Raw genomic sequence first — 24,317 nt, forward strand, 5'->3', positions numbered from 1 at the left:
TTTTTCTCCACCCTCTATAAATCATTATTATTTTTCTCTCGTTGTATGAAACCACCCTGCCTCCCCGCTTGCGGGGAGGGGTTGGGGGTGGGGTGTAATGACTGTGGTTAGCATAACTAATTATGCGGACATGATATGCTTGAAAAGTTTGCCCTATCTGAATTTTAGAGCTAACGAAACCCAACATTATCAAGGCTTTGTTGGGTTTCGCTGTTCTCAACCCAACCTACTATTCTTCTTAACTAGAAGTATCTTAAAAGAGCAAATTTATGTCTCGTCAAAAACGTACATCTCGCGTTTTAGAAAAAGTGGTAGTCTGTGTAGGGTAAGAAGGCAAAGCAAATGACCCAAACGACGAAAACCCAAAAACTGCTGACCTTTGAGGAGTATCTTACCTATGATGATGGTACAGACACGCGCTATGAGTTGGTGGATGGAGAATTAGTCGAGATGCCACCAGAAAGTCAGGAGAATAGCAATCTGGCAAGATTTCTATTCGTTGAGCTACTAAAACATTTCGCATTTTATTTAGTTGCTCACAAGGATACAGAAATTGAGGTGGCGGGGCGACGGGCGAGATGTCGTTTACCTGACTTAATGGTTCATACAGAAGAATCTTATGCTGCCCTTATCGGTGCTACTCGTGCCACTATCACCCGTGATATGCCGCCGCCTGCGCTAGTGATTGAAATTGTTTCTCCGGGAACGGCAAACAGTGTTCGTGATTATCGCTACAAGCGGACGGAGTATGCTGCTAGGGAAATATTGGAGTATTGGATTGTTGACCCACAGATACAACAAATTACAATTTGCCAGTGGGTGGAGGGACAGTATGAGGATAAGGTATTTACAGGTGCTACTTGCATGGAATCAGTGGTAGTTGCTGATTGGGCGCTAACAGTAGAGCAGGTGTTTAACAGCGCAAACCTACCAAAATTACCAGGCGAATAGAAAGTGGAATCGAGTTTTTCATTCTTCTTGTTTTCCCAGATATACTTCAATTACACGAGAGTCATTTTGCACTTCTTCAAAATTTCCTTCGCACAATACCGAACCTTCATGTAATACTGTTACTTTCTTGGCAATTTGACGCACAAATTCCATATCATGTTCAATTACTAAAATTGAATGACTCTGCGCTAGTGCTAAAAGTAGTTCGCCAATGTTATAGGTTTCTTCATCTGTTAAACCAGCAACGGGTTCATCAACGAGTAATAAATCTGGAGACTGTACTACTAACATCCCAATTTCTAAACGTTGCTTTTCTCCGTGAGATAGCAAAGCTGCTCTGATATCAGCTTTCGGCGTTAAACCAATGGTTTCTAATAATCCTTTAATATTATTCTTTTCAACAATATTAGAATGTTCAAACAAAGTAGAAAAGACATTTTTCTTCTTGTTACTGGTAATTTCTAAATTTTCACGGGGCGTTAAGTTCAGATAAATTCTAGGTGTTTGAAACTTGCGCCCAATTCCCAATCGGGCAATTTTATATTCAGGTAAAGAACGCAGGTTTCTTCCTTTGAATAAAACTCGCCCCACGGTTGGCTGAACTTTCCCCGTAATCACATCCAGAAATGTTGTCTTTCCCGCACCATTGGGGCCAATTACTACTCGTAATTCACCCACATCCATACTAAAGTTAAGCTGGTTTAAAGCTTTAAAACCGTCAAAGCTAACAGTTACATTTTCAGTTTCCAATATTTTCGCGTTCATGTTGCACTTCCGGGTCTTCTTCCAAGGTGGGATATGTAGCAATTTCTTGACGACGGTGGAAAAGAGAAATATTCTGACTACGCAACCATCCCACGATACCGTCAGGAAGGACTGTGACGACTATCAAAAATAGTGCGCCTTGGAAAAATAGCCAGATTTCGGCAAATTGTTCACTTAAAAAAGTACGGGCATAATTTACTAACAAAGTTCCGACAATCGCGCCAATTAAAGTAGCGCGTCCGCCTACTGCTACCCAAATCACCATTTCAATCGAAAAGGCAATATCCATTGCTCTAGGTGATACAGAACCACTTTGAATGGTGTAAAATGCTCCTGCTATACCTGCGATCGCACCGGAAACTGCAAACACCAACACCTTAAAATCTGTAGGGTCGTAGCCAGAAAATCGTACCCGACTTTCATCATCACGAATCGCTATCAACAACCTCCCAAAGCGTCCAGTTGTCAACCAGCGACAAATTCCGTAGGTGATTGCAAGAAACACAACCGTCAGCGTGTAGAAAACAAACTGCGTCTTGGCATCGCTCACCGTTGCCCCAAACAAAGTTGTAAAATCTATCAGTCCGTTCGTGCCGTTAAAAAATTGTTGTTGACCATTAAAGAAGTTGAAAAATACAATAGTTCCGGCTTGAGTCAAGATGGAAAAATAAACTCCCTTGAGGCGATTTCGGAAAACCAAATATCCTAACAATCCCGCCAATAACCCTGGAATTAGTACCACCAAAGCTATTGTCAAAGGAAAAGAATAAAAAGGTTGCCAAAAGGTGGGAAGTTCAGTAACTCCATAAAGCCCCATGAAATCAGGCAATTCTCCAGTAGGGACTTGCAGTTTCAGGTACATTGCGATCGCATATCCACCCAAACCGAAGAAAATACCATGTCCCAAACTCAATAAACCAGTATACCCCCAAATCAAATCGATACCTAAAGCTGCGATCGCCAGCGACAAAAATCGCCCCAACAAATTCAGGCGAAACTCCGTAAGCAACAGTGGCATAATGATGATGAGGAAGAGTGCGATCGCGACTACCACCCCGACCTCAATTAAAATTAACCTTCCCCCCTTCTTTTTCATTCTCTGCGTCCTCTGCGTCTTGGCGGTTTAAACATCAACAGTACGTCCCTTCTGCGGAAAAATTCCCCCAGGCTTCCACTGCAAAAACACAATAATCAGCGCAAATACCATCACCTTGGCCATACTCGTCGTGGCAAAAAAAGTAAACAAATCAGCCAAAGGCTTAACAGGAGCAAACAATAAAGCTAGAGTTCCAGAACCAATTAAAAAATTAGCCGTACCAATACCCAAAGCAGCCACAATCGTCCCGGCTAAATTGCCTACACCTCCAACGACAACCACCATAAAAGTATCAATAATATAGTTTTGTCCCGTATTTGGCCCTACAGAACCGAGTAAACTAATCGCACATCCAGCCACGCCAGCTAAACCAGAACCCAGTGCAAAAGTAATCGCATCAACCTTTTGAGTTGGGATACCCAAACAAGCACTCATACTCCGGTTTTGCGTCACCGCCCGAATTCTTAAACCCCAGCTAGAACGTTGTAAAAATAAGTAAATTCCCGCCACACAGATGATTGTTAAAGCAATAATAAATAATCTAGCAAAGGGCAATTGCACACCGCCTAAAGATATCCCTGCTTGTAACCAAGTCGGTGCTGTAACATCCACATTTTGAGCACCAAACCAAGGTTGAGTCACTGCTAACTGATAAGTTTGACTCAATAAATTGCCCGTTGTGATTGTCACCCCCAGCGATAATAAAAATATCACCGCCACAATCCAATTACGAACCCTTCCCAAATCTGTGCGGGAATTTAAAATCCATAAACCTCCAAAAAACAGCAGAGAAAATAAGCATAGACTAATTATCAATACCCAATTTACACTGCGAACAAACTGCTGAAAAATTAAACTTACTCCCCAAGTTGCTAGTAAAGTTTCTAATGGGCGTCCATAGAGATAACGAATCACGCCTTTTTCTAGAATTAATCCCACAGCAGCCGTGAAGATAAAAGCAATAATCAAAGCCAAAAAGATATAGACTTCAAACCACACCCCACCTAATTGCTTACATATATTTTGTACAACAAATGTTGTATAAGCACCGAACATCATCAATTCACCATGCGCCATATTGATGACGCCCATCAATCCAAATATAATGGCTAGTCCCAACGCCGCGATTAATAATACCGCGCCAATACTAATACCATTAAATACAGCTTCCAAAAATCCTGCTAACACTTATTTCTCCACAAAAGCTATCAGCTTTTTTAGTCATCAGTCCTTTGTCCTTTGTCCTTTGTTGCTTGTAACTATTAACCGATGACAAATGACTAATGACAAATGACTAATGACAAATGACTAATGAATTAAACTTTCTTGAACTTACCACCCTTAGCAGGGTCGCTCCAATCACAAGCAAATCCCTTAGTTTCTTTCACAAATTGATTCCAAGGAACTGGCTCAACTGCTGCTGGAGTAGCATAGACAATATCAAATAAACCATCTTGTCTAACTTGACCAATCCGCACAATTTTAGATATGTGATGATTGGCATCCATTGTCACTTTACCTTCAGGTGCATCTAGAGTTTGACCATAAGCCGCAGCACTTACCTTCGCTATATCTGTAGTACCAGCTTTTTGGACTGCTTGTTTCCACAAATAAACTGCAATGTATGCTGCTTCCATTGGGTCATTTGTCACCCGATTCTCACCATATTCTTTTTTGAAAGCTGCTACAAACTTCTTATTAGCAGGTGTGTCTACTGTTTGGAAATAGTTCCAAGCTGCATAATGACCTTTGAGATACTCTACACCAATTGCTTTCACTTCTTCTTCAGCAATACTTACAGACATGGAGGGATATTTATCTGGTGTCAATCCAGCCCCTTTTAATTGTTTGAAGAAAGCAACGTTGCTATCACCATTTAAGGTGTTATAAATCACGCCACCATTGGGCAAGTTTTGCTTAATTTTGGTAATAATTGGTGTAACTTCTGTGTTACCAAGAGGTAAATAATCTTCACCAACTGTTTTTCCGCCTAAAGCTTCCAGTTGAGCTTTAATGATGGTATTAGCTGTCCGGGGAAAAACGTAGTCAGAGCCAACTAAGAAGAATTCTTTGCCCTTATTTTTTAACAGCCAATCAACAGATGGTTCAATTTGTTGATTGGGTGCAGCGCCAGTGTAGAAAATATTTTTAGAACACTCTTGACCTTCATATTGCACAGGATACCAGAGCATGTGGTTTTTGCTCTCGAATACTGGCTTAACGTTCTTGCGACTAGCAGAAGTCCAACAACCAAAGACTACAGCGACTTTATCTTGATCGATTAGCTTAGTTGCTTTTTCCCTAAAAGTATCCCAGTTAGAAGCACCATCTTCGGTAATTGCTTCAATTTGTTTACCTAAAACACCACCAGCAGCGTTAATTTCTTTGATTGCTAACTTTTCAGCATCAACAACGCTTTTTTCACTAATAGACATCGTACCACTCAGAGAGTGCAAAATACCTACTTTGATGGTGTCACCAGCAGTCGCCGCCGCTGGTGAAGCAGTAGGAGATGCGGCTGGACTCTGTGTAGCAGTTGGAGAATTATTCGCGCAAGCTTTCAAAAAAAAGCTGCTTCCAAAAGTTAAAGAACCGTAGATTATAAACTTGCGTCGGTTAAATTGTCTTCTCATCTTTTTATGAATTTTCCTGTTGATGAATCAGCCAACTTATAGAAAGCTGACAATATCAATCTTTAAAGTGTGATATTAGTGCGATAGTTTACTAGTAAAAAGTGACGCCTTATACAAAAAAGTTTGTTTTTGTAATAAAAAACAAACTTTTTAAGATTAAGCTTTGTGAACTTTATAAAGATTCTTATATCTATGCAATACGTTATGGAAAAACAAAACCTTTCTCTTCCACGAACATCTTTGATTCTAGACAGTTAAAAACTGCTAAGTATCTAGACAGAAATAAATTTAAAGTTTGTAGTAAGGACTAAAGTCGTGATAATCCTTGCTCTGAGCGATAAATCGCTCATTACAAACTAGGAGTTTATTTTATATTTAATTATGTTTACCTACTTATCTCTTTTCAAAATTCTGGTCTATGCTGAACAGATAGCTGGTTAACACAACAATAGTTTTAATCAACTACTGCTATTACTCAGATACTCCTGGTTCAATCCGTGCCCCAAGCTGAAGAACCCGTCCAAGATCGTCAGCGTTTCGCCAGGTTTCAATTATCTTTCCGTCGGCAATATAATGAATGAAGGTAGCGGTGAAAATCTGTTGACGGCCGCGACTTGGTATGCCAAGAAAACTCTCCTGGATGCAGGTATTAGTCGCACGCACAACAACTTTGTCGCCTTCAGCGATTACGTCTTCAATTGTCCATTTCTGCTGGATAGGCCCAAATGAGCCAAAGAGTTTGCGTACTCCTTCAGGGCCAAGGGGAAGTCCCGGTAAACCACCGTGCATTTTCCAATTCGGGGCGGTTATCTCGCAAATTTCTTCGATTTTATGCTCGCTAATAAGTTCCATCCACCGTTGAGCAATTATTTTGTTCTCCTCAATGGAAGACATTGCTGCTATTCCTTTACTGAAAATTAGGCGAACTCTAGTTATTTATTTAGACAGACAAGATGCACTATTGTCAATTAACTAAGTTTGAGATTGAATTAAAATCAGTGCAGTTATATCATGTTCGCTTGATTTTTTATTAAATCCGAAGAACCCCACCCCGCCTGCGGGGAGGGGATTAAGGGGTGGGGTGCAATGACTATGGGAATCATAACTGATTACGCGAACATGATATTATATCCACTTTTTATAACTCCAAAGTTTGACTGCGCCTAATGTGTCAGCATTAGTAATATGTGTGCTTTTCACTGCGGGGATTTTAGATTAGCATTTGTGTAATAATTTCATCTTCCTGGCCAGTTGCAAAATTAGCAAAGCGCTTTGCCAAAGGTGGTATAAGTACTAGGGGATTACTAAATCCAGAGAAAACATGAACGCCTTCAAATTCTGGGATAGCACCAATTAAGGGAAGTTGATTGCTACTAAATGCCACTAAGCAGTGATACCAAGTCCCTGGTAAATTCTCCAATACTGGTAAAATTTGACCAGCACCTTTTCGCAACCATTTTTCGCTTACGTCTGAGTTTACCTCGGCATGAGGATCTGCGATCGCACGGCTAATTTGACCAATGCGGATACTACCATCTTGAAACTGAATTGCACCCACATCTAAAATCGGTGGTACTAACTCATTACCAAGTTCATCCCACAATTCATCAACTTGAGTAGATTCAGCTTCTAGTTGAAACCGTTGCAGATTCGCTGGCATAACTAAGGTGCGTAACCTGACATCAACAGCTGGGGTTTCAATGATTTCTTCGTGGGTAAAATACAGCTTGATGGAAACACCAGCAGATTTGAGAAGCTGGCGGCTGAGTCCACCCGCACAAACGACAACGTTAGCGCTGTGGAAAGTTGCAGTGGTGGTTTGGACACCATGTTGCAATACTTGCAATACTTGGGTAATCTGCATTTCACCCCCAGCCCGCTCAAAAGCTTGGATGTAAGCTTGTGCCGTTTTTTCTGGGTGAATATGACCGTGTTTAACAGTTAAAGCACCAGATATCGCCTCTGGATTTAACTGCGGCTCCAACTTACAAGCTTCTTGAATACTAAGTAAACTGGGTGGAATGGCACAATTATCATATAATGCCGCAGTTGTTTCTGGGTCGTTATGATCTGAAATAGTCAGTAATAAATCTAATTCCCGAAATTGAATATCAGCGTCTAACTCTTGAGATAGGATATCGTAACGTGCGATCGCTTCTTCGCACAATAGCCGAGTTAGTGGTGTAGTACCCGACCAATAGGCAAGCCCACCATAACTATAGCGAGTTGCATTCTGTGGTCTTCTGTGTTGCTCCAACAAAAGTACAGAAGAGCCAGTTTTAGCCAGTTCATAAGCGAGTGCAGCGCCCGTAATTCCGCCGCCAACCACAATCCAGTCGTAGGTTTTCATATTAAATATCTTTCTGAATTACGAATTACCAAAGAAAGGCAGAGGGCAGGAGGCAGGTGGTCACTGAATCTCGACTTCGCTCGATTTCCGCGTAGTCGAAGTGAGGCAGGAGGAAGAAAATATATTTTTTGCCCACAGAAGAGCGGGTTTAGAGCAAGTAAATTTATTTATGAAAAACAAAAAAAGATGTATGTAGTGACGCGCAGTACATATTTACAGCGTCCTTATTAAATCCCACAAATAAATTTAGGGGGATTCCAACTGAGCCTCCTGCCTCCTGCTTCCTGCCTCCTGCCTCATTAAGAATTACCATAAGTTGCTTGTAAACGTTGTAAAAGATATTCTCCCGCAAGGATAGGTGGATAAATAGGCGATTGTTCTTTCTGGCAACTCTCCAAACAAGCAATTTCTGTATCATCATTAGGATGACAGAAAAAAGCCATAGAATACCGCGACTGCTTCACTCTTTTATCGCTGGGAATCATCACTCGATGCTTAGTTGAGCAAAATCGATGATTTGTCCACCGTTGCATTAAATCGCCAGTATTGACTATTACAGTATCAGGAATTGCAGCCGCGACAATCCACTCTCCAGATACTGTCTGTACTTCTAACCCACCAATGTCATCTTGGAAAAGTAAGGTAATACTGCCATAATCGGAATGCTCGCCAGCACGCACCTGTCCCGGTTTCGGTGGTGTCTGCAATGGTGGATAGTGGAGTAAGCGCAAGGTATGATTTTGTTGATTATGTCTTATAGTAAAAAAATTTTCTGGCAATTCCAAGGCCAACGCATAAGCTTGTAATATCGTGTTAGCAAGCTCTGTACAGTTATCATAAAAGGTGACAAGAGAAGCATCTATCCCTACCGCTTGTTTGTTTACATTAAATGCTTCTTTTAAGTCGCCTGGTTTATTGGGGTCAAGACGTTCTCTTTCAATCCCAATGTAACCCATATTACTAAATTCATCACTCCAAGCTTGCTTTTGCTTAACTTCTAAAGGTAAATTGAAAAAAGATTTGCTGTAAGTGAATACTTCCTCGATTAGCTCTTTTGATATTCCCGAATTTTGCAAGTACATGAAGCCAATTTCATGACAAGCTTCATAGATTTGTTTGATGACAGCTTGCCGAGTTATTGCGTTGCCCTTAGTAAAATTAGTGAAATCAATTACTGGAATTCTGACCATTGATTCAAAATACCACATCTTTACGCAGCTTCAGATTTTGAATACGAGTATCTTTGGTAGGTGGTACATCCTCCTGAGCAAATGGAATCTGCTTAAAGTTAGCAGCCAAATATTCTGCTAATGCATCTTGTTCAGAACCATCAGCAGCAAAGGTGGCTAAACCTGTACGTTTAGCATCTTTTGATGTCAAATCAATCCTTTCAGTTTTCGGAAAAGGATAACCATCACCACCATTTGCTAAAAAGTTTAAGGTGACAGCGCGGAAGATGCGATTAGAGTCACCCACTAACTCTGCATTTTTCACCACTACATCAATAATTTTGCCTTTTCCATCTTTGAGTTTAGCGATCGCTAAATTAGCTTCGGCTGTCAAATTCCCGAAATTGGTTTCTTGGGTGCGGACATCACCCCGCCAGCCGTTGAGGAAAACGTTGGTTTTCCCAAAAATCTGACTATCTTGGGCAATAATCACTTTTTTGAGCGCTTCTGTAATGGCAACAATTTTGGCATCGGGTTTCCCACCTACAGCTGCTACCCCTTGGGAATCAGTCGCATAAACACCGCTAATTTTGGGGTCAATACTTTTAGGAATAATCACTCCCTTGGCATCAAAGTTAACTACTAGACGACCAACATAGCGATAGTTTCCATCGGTATTAACTACGGCTATCGGATTTCCATCTGCGGCTTTTTTGATGATTGGATAAGTTCCAGCAGATTTATTACCCACTCGCAGACGGTCTGTTTTGTCGGCTAATAAGGTATTGGAACCACCAGCAACAATAATATCTACTCCCTTTAGTAATTGTGCTAGCTTTTGCTCAATAGCAATTTGCTGCATGTGTGCCAACAGAATTACTTTATTAATCTCTGGGTTTTTTGTCAGCAGCGTATCAACAGAAGTTTGAATTTCAGCAGCTAAGGCGGCAATATCTGCGGTATCACGGCTATTAAATTCTTTAGGCAACACAGTCACACCACCAGGAGAAGAAATAGTCCGCAGTGTGGGAGTTGTCGCCCCAACCACAGCAATTTTTTCATCATTGACGGTAATAATGGTGCTACGGGCAATTTTATTCGGAATTTTACTTGCTTCTTGCCCATCAGCAGTAACTAATTTTGCCAGGTCTTTATCAGTGCTGAAGTCTAGATTCGCACTGAGATAGGGAAATTTTGCACCTGGGTAATCTTCTTTAGCACGCAGCAAGTCAGCAACAACACCCGTACCTAAGTCAAATTCATGATTGCCAAAGGCGATCGCACTAAAACCAAGAGCATTTAAAATTAAAATATCTCCTCGTCCCTGACCACCAAAAACTGTGTTACTGGCAAATAAGAAGGGACTGGGAATATAAGCATCTCCAGATGAAAGGATTAAGGTATTAGGATAATCAGGTTTACCATCACGATTAGCATCCTGATTTTTCAGTGCATTCAACACCGCCGAAAAGTTCGGTGCATCCTTCAGCGCTGGGACACCTGCTTCTTGGTCGGAAGTATGTAAAAGTTGTAGTGTGAAACCTGACTTCTGTGCTGTTTTAACTTGCACCACACCACCAGTAGTTCCTAAAAATAAAAAGATGCTAGATATAATCAGCCAACTTAACTGGTTAGTGCTTAAATCTCGGCGATTCAACTTACTGAAAAATCGACTTTTCCAATCTAAAAAAAACATAATAAATTTTCTAGCTTATCAATGGTGAATAAATTTTTAGTGTATTATCAATATCCCATAAGAAATATTTCATCAGTTAATTTTAATATTCATCTTCATAGCTGATTGTAAATGGCCCATGTATAGGAAAAGATTATAGATAAAAAGTAAAAAAAGTAGGAAAAGTAGGAAAAGTAGGATGTTTTCTATTACCCCTTGATTATCAGGTTGTTACACGGTAATTTGAATCTTATGTGCAGCTTTTGAAAAGGAGTTTGGGGGTATGTAAAAAAGTCACTACAATTTTGAAAGGAAAATTTTCAGATGAAAAAACTGAAAGAAAATAGGGAATATAGAGTTAAAAAAATGCGCTTTTTTTAACTCCTTTTATGTTGATACTTATGTAACTTTTTAGTTTTAAAATCGCTTAACCTGGTGGGACTGCTTCTTCAAAGGGACGGATAATCGCCGGCGCTGGTGTAACTTCTGGTTTAAAGATTCCCTGCAATGCTTGTTCTAAGGTTTGCGCCATGACAATCCGGTTTTCGTAGGCAACTACTACCCGTACCAAAGTTGGCAGACTATTCTGTGTGGCTTCTAGATAGATTGGCTCGACATACAGCAGCGATTGCTCAATGGGAATTACTAGTAGATTGCCTTGAATCGCTCTCGAACCCTGGCGATTCCACAAGGAAATTTGCTGAGAAATTACTGGATCTTGGTTAATCCGCGCCTCGATTTGCTCTGTTCCGTAAATCAGGCGTTCTTTAGGAAAGACATATAGCACCAGCTTACCGTAGTTTTTGCCATCCGATCGCGCCGCTAACCAAGCGATTAAATTAGTCCGCTGTCTGGGAGTATAGGGTAAAAACAGAAGAAATTCTTCAAAGTCTACGGTGGGTAAGCTAGTAATCAAATAATACGGCTCTACCGGACGGGGTTCACTGCCATAGATTTCATTAGGAATCTGCCACTGGTCTTCCCGGTTATAAAATACTTGGGGGTCGGTCATGTGGTAAGTCATCAACCGCTCAGATTGAATTTTGAAAAAGTCCACCGGATATCGGGTATGACTGCGGAGATTGACTGGCATTGTACTGAGCGGTTTGAACATATTGGGAAATATCGCTGACCAAGTGGCAATGATTGGGTCGCTGCGATCGGCAATATAAAAATTAACGCTGCCGTTGTAAGCATCAATCACTACCTTGATCGAGTTACGAATGTAGTTGATACCATCGCTACCAGTGTCTGAGTATGGATAGCGATCGCTCGTTGTGTAAGCATCAACAATCCAATAAAGATAACTGGGATTACTGGGGAAATCTTGATTAGCAGCACCAGCAGCAACTAAATAGGGGTCGCTGTCAAATTTCAGGAAAGGTGCGATCGCTTGAATTCTTTGCTTGACATTTCGCCGCAGTAGCACCTTTGTCTCTGCCAAAAAGTCCCGCGTCAGCACCATCTGCCAATCTTTCAAATACGTGGCAAATAGCCAGCGTCGCCATGCTGAACCGATTTCAACACCACCCAAACCATCGTAAGAGTTGTAAACATTGTCACTACCGCTAGGATAGTCTAGCTCTCTAACTTTTGTGCCAGTCATTACATAGGTATTGGCGATTTCACCGTAATAAATTCGTGGTTGCCCAATCGGAATACTTTCACGAATGGCTTCACTAGAAGTTGTCAGAGCGCTACTATTACCGCTAATATCTTTGACAAAATATTCTGGTAGACCACCCGCCCCAACTGTATTAACTGGGCTAACAGTAAACCCAAAACCGTGGGTATAAATTAAATGGCGGTTAACCCATGTTTGAGCTTCCTGTGGTACGCCAGTGTAATCTAATTCTCGTGCGGCAATTAGTACCTGCCGCCGTTCTGTTGATTCAACTGCTTCTTGCTTAGGCTCTGGTAGCTTTTGTGGGGCAGAGGGTCGGCGTGAAGTTGCATCTGTTTTCAGAGTATATCGATCGATATCGGCATCGGGAAACCGATAATACGGTCGAATTTGTTGCAGCTGACGGTTAGTTTCTAAGAGTGGTCGTTCATCCCAAAGGCGAATATTGCGAATTGTCAAGTCATTCTTTTGGATGTCAGCTTCAGTCAATGTTCCTTGCGGGTTAAAGGTTCTAACATCGATCGCCTCTAAATCGAATGCTTGGCGAGTTAAGGCAATAGTCCGCTGAATGTAGGGTTGCTCTCGTTGCAACTCATTAGGTTGAACAATTAAATATTGCACTACCGTAGGTAAAACAACATCAGCAGCTACAACTAATACTAAATAAACCCCTAACCCGTAAAAGACAAAGCGACGATACTGAGATTTCGGTTTCCAGATCAACGTTCGCCAAAGTAGGTAAAAGGCGATCGCTACTGCCACAATGCACAAAACGGTGTAAGCTGGCAACTGGGCTGTCACATCGGTATAGCTAGCACCATAACTCACTCCCCGGCTAGAATACACGAGTTCATAGCGACTCAGCCCATAACTCAGAGCCACTACCAGCATCAACAAGCCACCCATACCGAATAAATGACGCTGTTGCTGGGGCGAAAAACCGGGGAAAATTCCCTGACTCAAACTGTCAGCCGATAAGAGATAAGTGAGAGTAACGGCGACAAAGCCATACAAACATAATCCCATCAGCCAGAGTTCTAGCAGTTCCCAAAAGGGTAAGGAAAATACGTAAAAGCTGATATCTCGACCAAATAAAGGCTCAGTGCTGTTGAAAAGGGTAGGGTGCAAATATTCCAGCACCTTTGGCCAGTGTCGGAATATGATGAAGGCAAAAATAGGACTGGAGAGAATTGCGATCGCAGTGAGTAAAAATTGGGGATAGATTAAAATTGCGATCGCTACTCCCACTATTAAACCGAGATACCAGACTTGAGAGACAATCTGCCTCAAAAGTTGCCAGATTGTCTCCGGTCGAAATAGGGCGGGAACGGGTAGAATAGCCTGATTGACTGGAGTATGCCAGTAGAAAAGAGCAATTTGACCATAGTGAGCCAGCATTAACCCAATCAACAAGCTCAGTATCAGAGCTAAGGGTAATAACCAGTGCAATTTTAATGCTTGAGGGCGTTGTGGCGCAAGTATCCGGGTTTCGTTGCGTCTTGGATAATTAGGACTGAGAAAATTTGTTAATTCACCGTTGAGTTCTGTTTGCTCAATCTTTAGAGACTGGGAATATTTTAGCCGTTGTGCCAAAGCCAGGTTTAGCAGTAGATAGGCAGCAGTTATTCCAGCCACGACTACCCACAAAATACCACGAGTCAGCAGCCTCAACAAAAATACTTGAAGATAGCCGACTTCCCGAAACCAAAAAATCTCTGCTCCCAGACGGGAACCCAGATCCAACAGTAGCCACAGCCCGAAAAATCCGATTAATAGCCTAAAGCCCCATTTCCGATACATTGAATATGTAATTTAAGAAGAACGCTAATTCTCTATTTGCAAGCTGTTTACTCTTTGAAATTCTCGAACATTAGATGTTACAACAATATGATTGTGAGTTAGTGCTGTTGCTGCGATCAATACATCATAAGAACCGATAGGAGTACCCGCTGTTTTCAAAATACTTCTTATTTGGGCAGCTTGTTCTGCTTCTTCCACACTAAAAGGTAAAATTGTAATCGAACCTAACAATGCTTCAACCAATGATTGGATTTTTAAGGCACGTTGAGGATTGATTGCTAATCCATACTTAATCTCCATTACTGTTAAGGAGGAAATAAAAATATCTGTGGGAGTAGTAGACTTTAATAGCTTGAGAGTATTTTTTTCTCCCTTGACAAAATCACTGATTACGCAGGTATCGAGTAAATAACCCATCATTAAAACTCGATTTCGTTAGGTGGTAGCAGTTCGTCTCGGTAGGACTCAAAAATAATACTTTCTACTACACCTTGATGTTGCATAATAGTTTCTGGCCAAATCATGGGTTTTGTTTCTAAGAAAGTAACAAAGACTTTGCTTTCAGTAATACCTTGTGGTTTTTCAGCTAGTTCGATTTTGCCATTTTTATAAATTCCTTCAATGGTTCGTAGCATTGTTTTTACCTCCTATCGAAATTCTAGTAGTATTTATTACCGAACTGGTGGTTCCTGATGCCTTGTCGAACTCAATATAGAGGTGCTTGAGTGTCCGCATGAGTACGTTCGGTAAATATTGGTATCCTTCTTGTGTCAAGCGAATGTCCTTCAACCGTAGCAGCAAACGCTGATATGCGATCTGCATTTCCTTACGAGCAAGCATAGCGCCCAAACAAAAATGAATGCCATGACCAAAAGATAGGTGGTTGCTGGCATTATGGCGGCGCACATCGAAACGCTCACCTTCAAGAAATTTTAGCGAGTCGCGGTTAGCAGCATCAAAGCGGAGCATCACTAAAGACCCAGCTTTGAGATCGACATCTTGGAGCTTTGTATCTTCCGTCACAACTCGCCACATTCCTGCTGTCGGACTTTGCATTCGTAAAACTTCTTCAACAAAGTTCTCTAACAGAGAAATATCTGTTTGTACCAACTTCATCTGCTCTTTGTTGTTTGTCAGCAACAACATCCCACCTGCGATCGCACTGGTGACAGTCTCATTGCCTGCCACTAATATTTGCTGAATTATACTCAGTAGTTCAGCAGTGTCGAGCGATCGCTCTCCATCCACTTTTGCCTGTACCAAGTCAGTAATCAAATCATCTTGAGGCTGTTTTTGGCGGGACTCGATGACATCATGAAAATAATGCTGGAAAGCGACAACATCTTTAGCACACTCGATTTCCTGCTCTCTAGAAAGTAAGTTACCTAAACGGGCAATAAAAGCATCAGACCATTGCTTGAACTTCGGCAAATCTGCTTGCGGCACACCTAACTGTTGAGCAATAACTTTGAGCGGTAAGGGTACGGCAAACTCACTGACGAATTCACACTTGCCGCGATCGATAAAGCTGTCAATCAGTTCATCAACAATCTGCTCAATCAAGTCACGCATTTTGTTGATACGCGACGAGGTGAATGCCTTATTCACCAGCGAGCGAAATCGCTCGTGTTCTGGTGGATCTGCCGTCAGTAGGGTGTTCATCTGAGGCCAACCTTGAGCAGCAATTTTCTGCAACTCTTGATCGTGTTGTTCTTTGCCAGCTAGTAAAGTCGAGAAATTGCTAGAGAATACTCTTGTATCCTTAAGAATTTCGATCGCTAAGTCATAGCGAGTAACAAGAAAGAGTTTTGCTTCTGTTGAGGGACTTGGTAGCTCCATAATTGGTGCTTGCTCCTGTGCCAGCTTGTAGAATTCATAAGGGCACACAAGCACTTCTGGATCGAAGAAGTTGTAGTCTGACAGATGCTTCATGCTTCTAATGGCGATCGGTGATAGTTTGCTGTGACTAATTTTGAGTCAACATCATCTTAACAAGTTACTCACCGTCGGCTCATTGGCGATCGCAGTTTAGGTGCAACGAAAACTGCAACGGTCATCAATGCAAATTCTGATGCAGCCGGAGCGCGATGCCTGCGGCGGGCGTAGCGATCGCAACTCCTAACTTCCAACTTCCACCAACTAGCTTATGAAGTTGGAAGTTGAAATCGGAAGTTACTGCAACGCTTTCTCGCAGCAAAGAGCCATCTTAGATCGCCTATTCATGTTGAACACAATTTTCTTGAAGCCATTCGGCTATTGATTCTTGAGTTTCTTGACCGATTGCAAGTCGTTCCATCATTAAGACAACTTCCGTCTCTGGAACATTCAGTGAATATCCATTTAATTCAAGAAAGGTAGCCATCGTTACGAAAGCTACCCGTTTATTACCGTCTATAAATGCATGGTTTTTAGCAAACCCATAGCCATAAGCAGCAGCTAAATCAAGTATTGTGGGTGTTGGCTCACCAAAGATGAGCAAATTCTTCGGTCTATCTAAACTAGCCAAAAATAAATTGTTATCTCTTATACCAGTAAGACCGCCGTGCTGTGCTAATTGGTCTTCATGCATAGCTCTAACAATTGTTTCATCTAGCCAGAAAGGCTCGTTCACTTCGCTAACTCATGAAGTGCATTCCTGTATTTAGTACTCACTTTTCTGTAAGCTTCCATCGCCTTTTCAAAATCAGGGTTACAGGCAGTTAGGTGAATACCAGAGGGAGTTTCAGTGACAAACACGTTGTCCCCTTCTTTAACTCTAAGTTTTTGCAGAGCTTCTTTAGGTAGTGTTACACCCAAGGAGTTTCCAACTCTACGAATTTTTAAGGTGTACATAAATCAATAGGCTCTTTAAAGGAGTAATACTTTTGTAATAACACATTTTTGTAAACAGTTTACAGAAATTTTCTAATCTCCTTACAAAATCAAAAATCATTGCAGCGCATCCCTTTAGGTGAGAGACTTTCAGTAAAAAGAATCAATTACCGACAAGTGTTGTGTTGTGTGGGGATTCTAGCCAGTTGCCCTCGCCTGACAAGCGTGCTATATCAATCTTGTAGCCACTACAGCACTCTCACAACTGGCCCACGCCAGGACAATGGAACGACGATGAATTCACTTGGATCTCAGTCGAGAGTTGAACTACAAGATCGAGGGATGTCTCCTTTGAACAACCCCAAGGATTGGTCATGGCCATTCTGGGCTGCTGTCCCACTCTACCCCTACGGGAGGCGGCGGACACTTCGTCAGGAAATAGTTCAGGACACTATCTGGACATTCGATCAGCTTCACGGCATTCTCTACACCATCGTGCCGATTCGCATGACTATCGTCAAGCTCTTTGCCGGAGGACTTCTGGTCTATGCACCCGTTGCTCCAACAACTGAGTGTGTCCGCTTGGTTAATGAGTTGGTAGCAAAGCACGGTGAAGTTAAGTACATTTTACTGCCAACCAGTTCTGGTCTGGAGCATAAAGTCTTCGTTGGCCCCTTTGCTCGTCGCTTTCCTCAAGCACAAGTGTTTGTTGCCCCGCACCAGTGGAGTTTTCCGTTCAATCTACCGCTTAGTTGGCTAGGCTTTCCCCAAAAACGAACTCAAGAACTCCCAGAGGACTCAAGCCTTGCTCCCTTTGCTCTGGAGTTTGACTATGCAATATTGGACATCGACTTGGGACGAGGATCTTTTGCAGAAGTTGCATTGTTTCACAAGCGATCGCGCACTCTGCTTGTAACTGATTCTATCCTTTCTGTACCAGTTGATCCACCAGAAATCCTCCAATTAGATCCTTATCCCTTACTGTTTCATGCCAGGGATAATGCCTGGGAGACGATCGAGGACAATGAAGATAACCGTCGCAAGGGATGGCAACGCATTTCACTGTTTGCGCTTTACTTCCGTCCAAGTGCCTTAGAAGTTGCTTCAATCGGACAGATGTTTCGTGATGCTCTCAAAGCACCACAGCGATCGCTAAAAACCTACTTTGGTTTATTTCCTTTTCGTTGGCAAGAAAACTGGAAGCAGGCATTCGATGCTCTACGAGGTCAGGGGCGACCATTTGTCGCACCGATTTTGCAAATCCTCATTTTTCCTCAAGCACCAAGCCAAGTCCTCAACTGGGCTGATACAGTTGCAAGGTGGGATTTTCAGCAGATTATTCCCTGTCACTTTGAATCGCTAATTAAAGCAAATCCGCGTCAATTTCGGCAAGCATTTGCTTTTATGGAAAAAAATCTTTCTTCTAGCGAAAGCCAGCCTCTATTGGAGGAAGACTTAAAATTTATTAAGGAACTTGAAGCAGGTCTAGTTAAACGCGGTATCGCAACGCCAGCTAAAGAGAATTTGTAATCAACTAGCTGAATTATTTAAAACCTCAGCGATCGCCTGGGAAATCGGTAAGCCAGGACAGCGTTCCAGCCAGAAGAACTCGCCAACTGGGTTAACTTCAAGGAATACATGACGACCATCAGGAGTCAAAATAATATCCAGCGCCCCATAGTTTAAACCAAATTCTGCCATGAGTTTGAGCAATTTTTCTGCGACATCTTCGGGCAAAGTGTATGACTCCCAAGCGTTGAGTAAGGCGATTCCCTGTTTGCGCCAGTCGTAACGTGCCTTATCCAAAGCTTGAGAATCAACCGCAGCCGTTAGCACACGCTTCCCGACAATAATTGTCCGCAATTCCAATGCCTTGGGAATCTTCTCCTGAAATGTCATTGGGCAGAAACGTAAGCCATCAAGATTGTCTAGATCCTCTGATGAAATTGGATTTGTAAACACAACTTTTTCTCGTCCTCGTTCATCATAAATAGCGAAGGAAGACAGCATTTTGGTAATCATTCCCTGTTGACACTCTTGGGCAAATTGCTTTACTGCTACAGGATTATTTGTAGTCAGAGTGCGAGGCGTATCTAGACCGATATCTCTTGCTATTTGTAATTGCAGTTGCTTATTTTCGGCTCGGCGAATATTTGGCAGAGGGTCAAGATGAAACCCCCTGATACTAGCAATCATTCCCTCAATGCTGACGCGAGATTCTTTCAGTGAGGCTTGTCTAAGTTGCCTGTCCATCGAGTTGGGAATTTTTGATCCAATTGCAATGCGCCGATACCAAACTGCTGACACTTCATTTAAATCTAATGTCTGGTCATCGACACTCAGAATCACTCGCTTAGTACTACCATAGTAAATATCTAACTGCATTTCTGTGGGAAATCGGTCTGTGTCAAAACGAAATGCTTTCTTTCCTTGGGCTTCAATTGCCTGAATAACTAGAGGAATACTTTCGTTATCTTGGCTGTGAGTAATGATTAAAATAGTCATTTACAAATATGGAGAATGAAGTACGCTAGAGATAAATATAGGGGTTATCAGTTGGTTGGAAATTTTTAAGTAAGAGCATTTTACTTCGGGCTTGTTGAAAGTAGTGCAGATGCGATCGCTAGAGCAATTGGATAGTCCAAATCTCTCTCCAGCATTCCCCACTCTCCTGTAGGATTAATTTCTAAAAAAACATATTCTCCTGATGGGGTTTTAATCAAATCAAATGCTCCAAAAATCAGTCCAAACTTAGCCATAAAGGCATCTAAACAACGGATTAATTTATTAGGTAATTGCTCTGGTTGCCAGGTAAGAATCTTATTTGTCTCACGTCGCCAATCCTGGGTAGATGCTGCATACTCAGACGCATCTAGCGCCCCGACAAATAGATTGCCATTCACATACACTGCTCGTAGTTCTTGCTGTTTAGGGATTTGTTCTTGAAACATAACTGGACAATAGCGCAGTGTTTCAGCATCAAGTAAGTCTTCTTCTTTAACGACGCTGGTATACATGAAAAAAGAAGAGGCTTGCATCCCAGAAGAAAGAGGTCTGAGCAGCTTGACAATCATTTTTCCCTTAACTTGGTGGAAAAATTCTCGTGCTTCTTGAGGATTGTTGGTGACGAGAGTCCGAGGTATGACAAGACCTACTTCCGAAGCAACCCGCAGTTGGCGTAACTTGTTTTCAGCTGCACTTATCCTGCGTAAATCATCCACCCACTTAGCATCTCTGAGGCTGTCCCAAAAGCCATCTAATACTGCGAGTGATTCACTAGAACAGGCTGCTTGAAATTGTGGAGCCAATTCTTGACCGAGATCGGGTTGCCAAATACGCCGCATCCATACTGCTTGCACTTGCTCGGTGTTGAGGGAGCGATCGCTATATTGCAGTGTATGATTGCTACCAGAGTTACTTAAATTAGCCTGGAGTTGGAGTGCGATCGGAAACTTATCAGTATCAAGACGAAATGGCTGTGCGCCTAGTTTTGATACTGCTTCTGCAACTCTATCTATTGTAAAGTAATCACCACTATGGGTAATTAATAAAACTACATCACGAGCGAGGTGCATAAAATATTTTTATTAGTTTTGGCATTGTCACTATTGTCAACTCTTGAAAAAGCAAAATATTAAAAAAGTGAACTTAATTTTAATGGGAAGCCAACCCCTAGATGAAGTTGGCAAAGCTAAATATATTTTTATACTGACAATAGTTTTAAAACCGCATGTCTGGTGTAATCAAAAGTATGCAGCTATACAGGTTTAGACGGCGACCGATCATCATCACCATCTGAAGGAAACTTCTGAGTAACAGCGAACTCATCACTATCAGAAGGGTACTTCTTGGTTACTGAAGTGGCATCTTCTTGATCGGATGGAGACTTCAGAGTTGTTACAAGTTCATCCTTATTCTTGTTTGTGGCATTATTACATTTACCACCGATAATCGCTTTTGAGTCTTCATCAGAAAGGTCTTCAAGGCTTTGCCCTTCCAAGAATCGAGCGAAGAATGGTACTGCTTGTGAATTCACCTTTTCTGGCTTGTTATCAGACACAATCTTTCTCCGATAAAAACTGAACTTAAATATCTCCTGTATTATATGACATAATACATACTAATACCTTTGCCAAAAAAAGTTTATACATCAACTCATTCTCGGAAATTGGCGAAGTTTGACTTACCAAAATAAGTATTAATTTATCTTTTAACAAATATTTACTTTTGTGTAATCATGTTTGTATAAAGTTAAAAATATAATAATTTTTCTTAAGCAAGTATGGACGGGGCGCAATTGTGAAACAGTACTAGCTGCATCTACAGCAGTTTGCAACTAAATGAGGTACACAACTAGAGAAGTAAAGATAACAATTCTTTTTCTCCCTCCTTCCTCCTGCCTCCTGCCTTATTTTCAAGGCAGGTCTATTCACTTAAATATCTTAATAATCATCTTTAAAAGCGCGACATTTATAGGAATTATTCACTTCAAAATAATTCAAAATATTCTCTTTGCTCCCAGTTAGTCACCTGTTTTAAATAGTCTTCTGGTAGCTGATCGCCGACGGACTGCAAAAAGCGATTGATTTCACTCTGTTTCATCTTAATAATGAAGTTGATGAACTGCTGCCCCATTTTTTGGGCAAAAAGTTCGCTTTGGCTCAAATATGAAATCGCCTCTGGCAAACTTTTGGGTAAGGTGGGACTTTTTGTAGCGTAAGGTTCATCTGTTGGGGAGCCAGGGTCAAGTTTACGATCTACACCATCTAACCCAGAAATCAATTGCGATGCCATATACAGATAAGGATTGGCTGCTGGTTCTCCAACTCGGTTTTCAATGTGGGTGGTGGGGTCATCATAACCGCCTTGTAATCTAATCATTGCCCCTCGGTTTTCCAATCCCCATCCGGCACGGTCAGGAGCTAGGGAATAAGGCCTAAATCTTTTGTAGCCGTTAATTGTCGGGGTTGTGAAAACGGAAGCAGCATTGGCGTGTTTAAGAAGACCACCAACGAAATGTTTACCTAAATCTGACATTAGAGTTTTGGAGTTTGCAGACATGAAAGCATTCTCGCCTGTGCTTCGGTCTACAAGGGATTGGTGCAAATGCCAGCCATTGGAAGAAGAACCTTGCAATCCTGGACGACACATAAATGATGCGATGTAACCTTGTTGACGGCAGATTTGCTTGGTCGCCATTCGGAATATCATCATTGTATCCGCAGCTTGTAATGCAGGAATCGGGTCAAAGGTAAATTCAAATTGACCCGCACCTCCTTCGTTTTCTACACTCCTTAAAGGCAATCCCATTTCAACTAAGTTTTCTGCCAGAATACGCAGCAAGTCGTGAATCTCTGGATTATGGGATTCTAAAAGATATTGGAAACTATGCTCTACAGCGCTAACTTTGGCAGGTTCACCAGGTTTTCCAGAAGTACCAACATTAGCGATCGCTAACATCGGATCTTCTAACTTTGCCAGATACCACTCAACCTCTAAACCGACAATATGCTCTAACCCTCTTTGATGTAACTCTACCAATGATTGGCGCAAAATACCGCGACTGGAAAAGGGCATTACCTGACCATTTTGAAAGTACTCGTCACAGAGGATAAAACCAGTACGTTTTGCCCAAGGGAGAATTTTGAAGGTATCAGGGTCAGGAACAGCCACAAGATTTGGCGCACCTGTCATCTGAGACATATCTAAGCTACCACCCGGAACGAAGGGGTTAAATACTATTGCACCACCAGTATCAAACAGGAATGTCCCTGTGCTGATTTGCATACCGTTTTCTAAAGCGCTTAAAAACGCCTGTGGTAAGAGCGACTTGCTGCGAACAATGCCATGCTGGTCTACCCAAGCGGTACGAATTAACAATAGATCCCGTTCTTTGATAACACCCTTAATCTTTTCAGATGCTTCTTTTTGGATTTCTGTCCACAGGTGATGACGCTCAATAAATCCAGGTTTTTTCATTTGGATTGCCTAATCATGTTCAACTGCTTGTGCGGTGAGTTTGAAATCAGCCTTCATCAGGCGTTTCCATTCTTGGTGATAACCACGAATTGCTAACTCATCTGTCACAGGCCCCGTGATGACACCATCAACATCAACATGATGGCGATCGCTAATGCCAAATCCGCGATTCATTGCCACCCATTCGATTTCTGGAATACTTAACCCCCGCTGACATTCAGCAAAGTTGATCGTATCGTCAGGAATGCCAAAACTGGGAAAATCTTCCTGAGTCCTCATCCGCAAAACATTCACTTCATCTGGTACTTCAGCGATGGTGGTAGCATATATTGTCAGTTGAGTGCGATCGACAGCTAGCGGTTCAATCACTTCGATTTGATTGCCAAAAACTAGCAGATTGGGAAAAATAGTTAAATTCATCTGCGAACCAATGGACAAATCTAACCAATAATCTGCCCGATCGCCCCACTTTTCTCGGATCTTTGCTTCATAAGCTTCTCGTCCTGGCTGGGGTCGTTGTTGTTGCCAGAAAGCACCAGCCCGTTTTTCGTAACTGGGGCGCTGATCGATGAACATGTGCCCATGACCAAGGTACTGCACATACATCGGCCCTTCATCAGGATTGTGGGCAAAATATTGCATGTCTTTTTCGGTTTCTAAGCGATTGGCCACAGCCAGCAGAGAACGGTGCGAAAACGGGACATGATAACCATTAGCGGCATTATCGTAGGTAAACTTCCAGTTACCTTGATAAATCATTTTGTGTGCGCTACTTTGTACGGTGATTTGAGCGTTGGGAAAACGGTCAATCCACTGATCCAATAAATCTTTGGCTCGTCCGAGATAGGTGATTAAATCTGGTGCTTCAGAATTCAAAGTCCCAAAGATAAAACCACGATAGCTTTCTACCCAAGGAATTTGTCCCAGGTTAAATTCTGGACGATGAAAGTCAGCAGCGTAACCCTTTGCCCAAGGAACTCCTGTGAGTTTTCCTGTGTTGCTATAAGTCCAGCCATGATAAGGACAAGTAAAAGTTTTCGCACAACCACGAGTTTCACGACAAACTGTCGATCCTCTATGGGTACAGCGATTGAACAAAGCGCGAATTTTATCTTGGCGATCGCGCAGGATAATAATTGGACGATGCCCTAAATTAGATGTCTTAAAATCGTTGGGGTTGGGTATTTCGCTTTCATGAGCAAGGTAAACCCAGGTTCCGCCAAAAATCCGAATCATTTCCTCCTGGAAAATTCTCGCATCCGTATAAACACAACGGTGGACTCGTTCTGGCTGAATTAAATAATCCCAGTCATAGTCTTGCTTGAATTCGCTGTTTCCATGTAGCATGGTTAGCTTTTCTCAAAAGAAATTTGACAAATAGACCTGTATGATATTGCTAACTTTAAGCTAATACGTCTCTAAATTAGACATTTTTTTGTTACAGCAGTTTTCATGTATTTGAGT

At 41.9% G+C, this 24,317-nt stretch carries 22 protein-coding genes; 2 read left to right on the plus strand and 20 right to left on the minus strand.

The window, feature by feature from the left end; all coding sequences use genetic code 11:
* The first annotated feature begins 342 nt into the window (after positions 1-342).
* The gene (locus V7K53_RS29075; protein ID WP_335200927.1) at positions 343-951 is read left to right on the plus strand and encodes a Uma2 family endonuclease; all 609 of its coding nucleotides are present in this window, start codon (positions 343-345) and stop codon (positions 949-951) included.
* A gap of 18 nt (positions 952-969) precedes the next feature.
* Here the strand turns inward: V7K53_RS29075 and urtD are convergent, their stop codons facing one another.
* The 15 genes from urtD to V7K53_RS29150 all read right to left on the minus strand — a co-directional run bounded on the left by urtD (position 970) and on the right by V7K53_RS29150 (position 16,895).
* A complete protein-coding gene (gene urtD, locus V7K53_RS29080) occupies positions 970-1,716 on the minus strand; it encodes an urea ABC transporter ATP-binding protein UrtD (RefSeq protein ID WP_335200928.1) in 747 nt (248 codons plus the stop codon).
* Entirely contained in the window at positions 1,691-2,812 is a 1,122-nt protein-coding gene (gene urtC / locus V7K53_RS29085; RefSeq protein ID WP_335200929.1) for an urea ABC transporter permease subunit UrtC, read from the minus strand. Before urtC ends, urtD begins: the two co-directional genes overlap by 26 nt.
* Before the next feature lie 27 nt (positions 2,813-2,839).
* Positions 2,840-4,000 (minus strand): urea ABC transporter permease subunit UrtB, encoded by a 1,161-nt coding sequence (gene urtB, locus V7K53_RS29090; RefSeq protein WP_335200930.1) that lies wholly within the window; start codon positions 3,998-4,000, stop codon positions 2,840-2,842.
* A gap of 128 nt (positions 4,001-4,128) precedes the next feature.
* Positions 4,129-5,445 (minus strand): urea ABC transporter substrate-binding protein, encoded by a 1,317-nt coding sequence (gene urtA, locus V7K53_RS29095; protein ID WP_335200931.1) that lies wholly within the window; start codon positions 5,443-5,445, stop codon positions 4,129-4,131.
* A 471-nt stretch (positions 5,446-5,916) separates the two neighbouring features.
* Positions 5,917-6,339: an ester cyclase gene (locus V7K53_RS29100; protein WP_335200932.1), complete on the minus strand. Its 423-nt coding sequence runs from the start codon at positions 6,337-6,339 to the stop codon at positions 5,917-5,919.
* Between the two features lie 316 nt (positions 6,340-6,655).
* Entirely contained in the window at positions 6,656-7,795 is a 1,140-nt protein-coding gene (locus V7K53_RS29105) for an NAD(P)/FAD-dependent oxidoreductase (RefSeq protein WP_335200933.1), read from the minus strand.
* A gap of 299 nt (positions 7,796-8,094) precedes the next feature.
* On the minus strand, positions 8,095-8,985 hold the full coding sequence (locus tag V7K53_RS29110) for an isopenicillin N synthase family dioxygenase (protein ID WP_335200934.1): 891 nt from the start codon (positions 8,983-8,985) through the stop codon (positions 8,095-8,097).
* Positions 8,986-8,989: 4 nt separating this feature from the next.
* A complete protein-coding gene (locus V7K53_RS29115) occupies positions 8,990-10,660 on the minus strand; it encodes a hypothetical protein (protein ID WP_335200935.1) in 1,671 nt (556 codons plus the stop codon).
* A gap of 406 nt (positions 10,661-11,066) precedes the next feature.
* On the minus strand, positions 11,067-14,063 hold the full coding sequence (locus V7K53_RS29120) for a UPF0182 family protein (RefSeq protein WP_335200936.1): 2,997 nt from the start codon (positions 14,061-14,063) through the stop codon (positions 11,067-11,069).
* Between the two features lie 24 nt (positions 14,064-14,087).
* Positions 14,088-14,483, minus strand: a complete 396-nt coding sequence (locus tag V7K53_RS29125; RefSeq protein ID WP_335200938.1) for a type II toxin-antitoxin system VapC family toxin — start codon at positions 14,481-14,483, stop codon at positions 14,088-14,090.
* The gene (locus V7K53_RS29130) at positions 14,483-14,698 is read right to left on the minus strand and encodes a hypothetical protein (protein WP_335200939.1); all 216 of its coding nucleotides are present in this window, start codon (positions 14,696-14,698) and stop codon (positions 14,483-14,485) included. The genes V7K53_RS29125 and V7K53_RS29130 overlap by 1 nt, the downstream gene beginning before the upstream one ends.
* On the minus strand, positions 14,682-15,995 hold the full coding sequence (locus V7K53_RS29135; protein ID WP_335200940.1) for a cytochrome P450: 1,314 nt from the start codon (positions 15,993-15,995) through the stop codon (positions 14,682-14,684). Before V7K53_RS29135 ends, V7K53_RS29130 begins: the two co-directional genes overlap by 17 nt.
* Before the next feature lie 68 nt (positions 15,996-16,063).
* A complete protein-coding gene (locus tag V7K53_RS29140) occupies positions 16,064-16,192 on the minus strand; it encodes a hypothetical protein (RefSeq protein ID WP_335200941.1) in 129 nt (42 codons plus the stop codon).
* Between the two features lie 86 nt (positions 16,193-16,278).
* Positions 16,279-16,674: a type II toxin-antitoxin system death-on-curing family toxin gene (locus V7K53_RS29145; protein WP_335200942.1), complete on the minus strand. Its 396-nt coding sequence runs from the start codon at positions 16,672-16,674 to the stop codon at positions 16,279-16,281.
* Positions 16,671-16,895 carry an AbrB/MazE/SpoVT family DNA-binding domain-containing protein gene (locus V7K53_RS29150; protein WP_335200944.1) on the minus strand — a complete coding sequence of 75 codons (225 nt, stop codon included), beginning with the start codon at positions 16,893-16,895 and terminating at the stop codon, positions 16,671-16,673. Before V7K53_RS29150 ends, V7K53_RS29145 begins: the two co-directional genes overlap by 4 nt.
* Before the next feature lie 273 nt (positions 16,896-17,168).
* Here V7K53_RS29150 and V7K53_RS29155 point away from each other — a divergent pair, with 273 nt between their 5' ends.
* Positions 17,169-18,404, plus strand: coding sequence for a DUF4336 domain-containing protein (locus V7K53_RS29155; protein WP_442940518.1), 1,236 nt, complete (start codon positions 17,169-17,171; stop codon positions 18,402-18,404).
* Here V7K53_RS29155 and V7K53_RS29160 read toward each other — a convergent pair whose 3' ends face one another.
* From V7K53_RS29160 to V7K53_RS29180, 5 genes are all read right to left on the minus strand, one after another.
* Entirely contained in the window at positions 18,405-19,379 is a 975-nt protein-coding gene (locus V7K53_RS29160) for an MvdD family ATP-grasp ribosomal peptide maturase (RefSeq protein WP_335200945.1), read from the minus strand.
* 80 nt (positions 19,380-19,459) lie between these two features.
* Positions 19,460-20,449 (minus strand): MvdC family ATP-grasp ribosomal peptide maturase, encoded by a 990-nt coding sequence (locus tag V7K53_RS29165; RefSeq protein WP_335200947.1) that lies wholly within the window; start codon positions 20,447-20,449, stop codon positions 19,460-19,462.
* A 182-nt stretch (positions 20,450-20,631) separates the two neighbouring features.
* Positions 20,632-20,934, minus strand: a complete 303-nt coding sequence (locus V7K53_RS29170) for a microviridin/marinostatin family tricyclic proteinase inhibitor (protein WP_335200948.1) — start codon at positions 20,932-20,934, stop codon at positions 20,632-20,634.
* Positions 20,935-21,362: 428 nt separating this feature from the next.
* Positions 21,363-22,853, minus strand: coding sequence for a glutamine synthetase family protein (locus V7K53_RS29175; RefSeq protein ID WP_335200949.1), 1,491 nt, complete (start codon positions 22,851-22,853; stop codon positions 21,363-21,365).
* A 9-nt stretch (positions 22,854-22,862) separates the two neighbouring features.
* The gene (locus tag V7K53_RS29180; RefSeq protein ID WP_335200951.1) at positions 22,863-24,200 is read right to left on the minus strand and encodes an aromatic ring-hydroxylating oxygenase subunit alpha; all 1,338 of its coding nucleotides are present in this window, start codon (positions 24,198-24,200) and stop codon (positions 22,863-22,865) included.
* Positions 24,201-24,317 lie beyond the last annotated feature (117 nt).

Source organism: Nostoc sp. (genome assembly GCF_036917355.1).
Taxonomy (GTDB): Bacteria; Cyanobacteriota; Cyanobacteriia; order Cyanobacteriales; family Nostocaceae; genus Nostoc.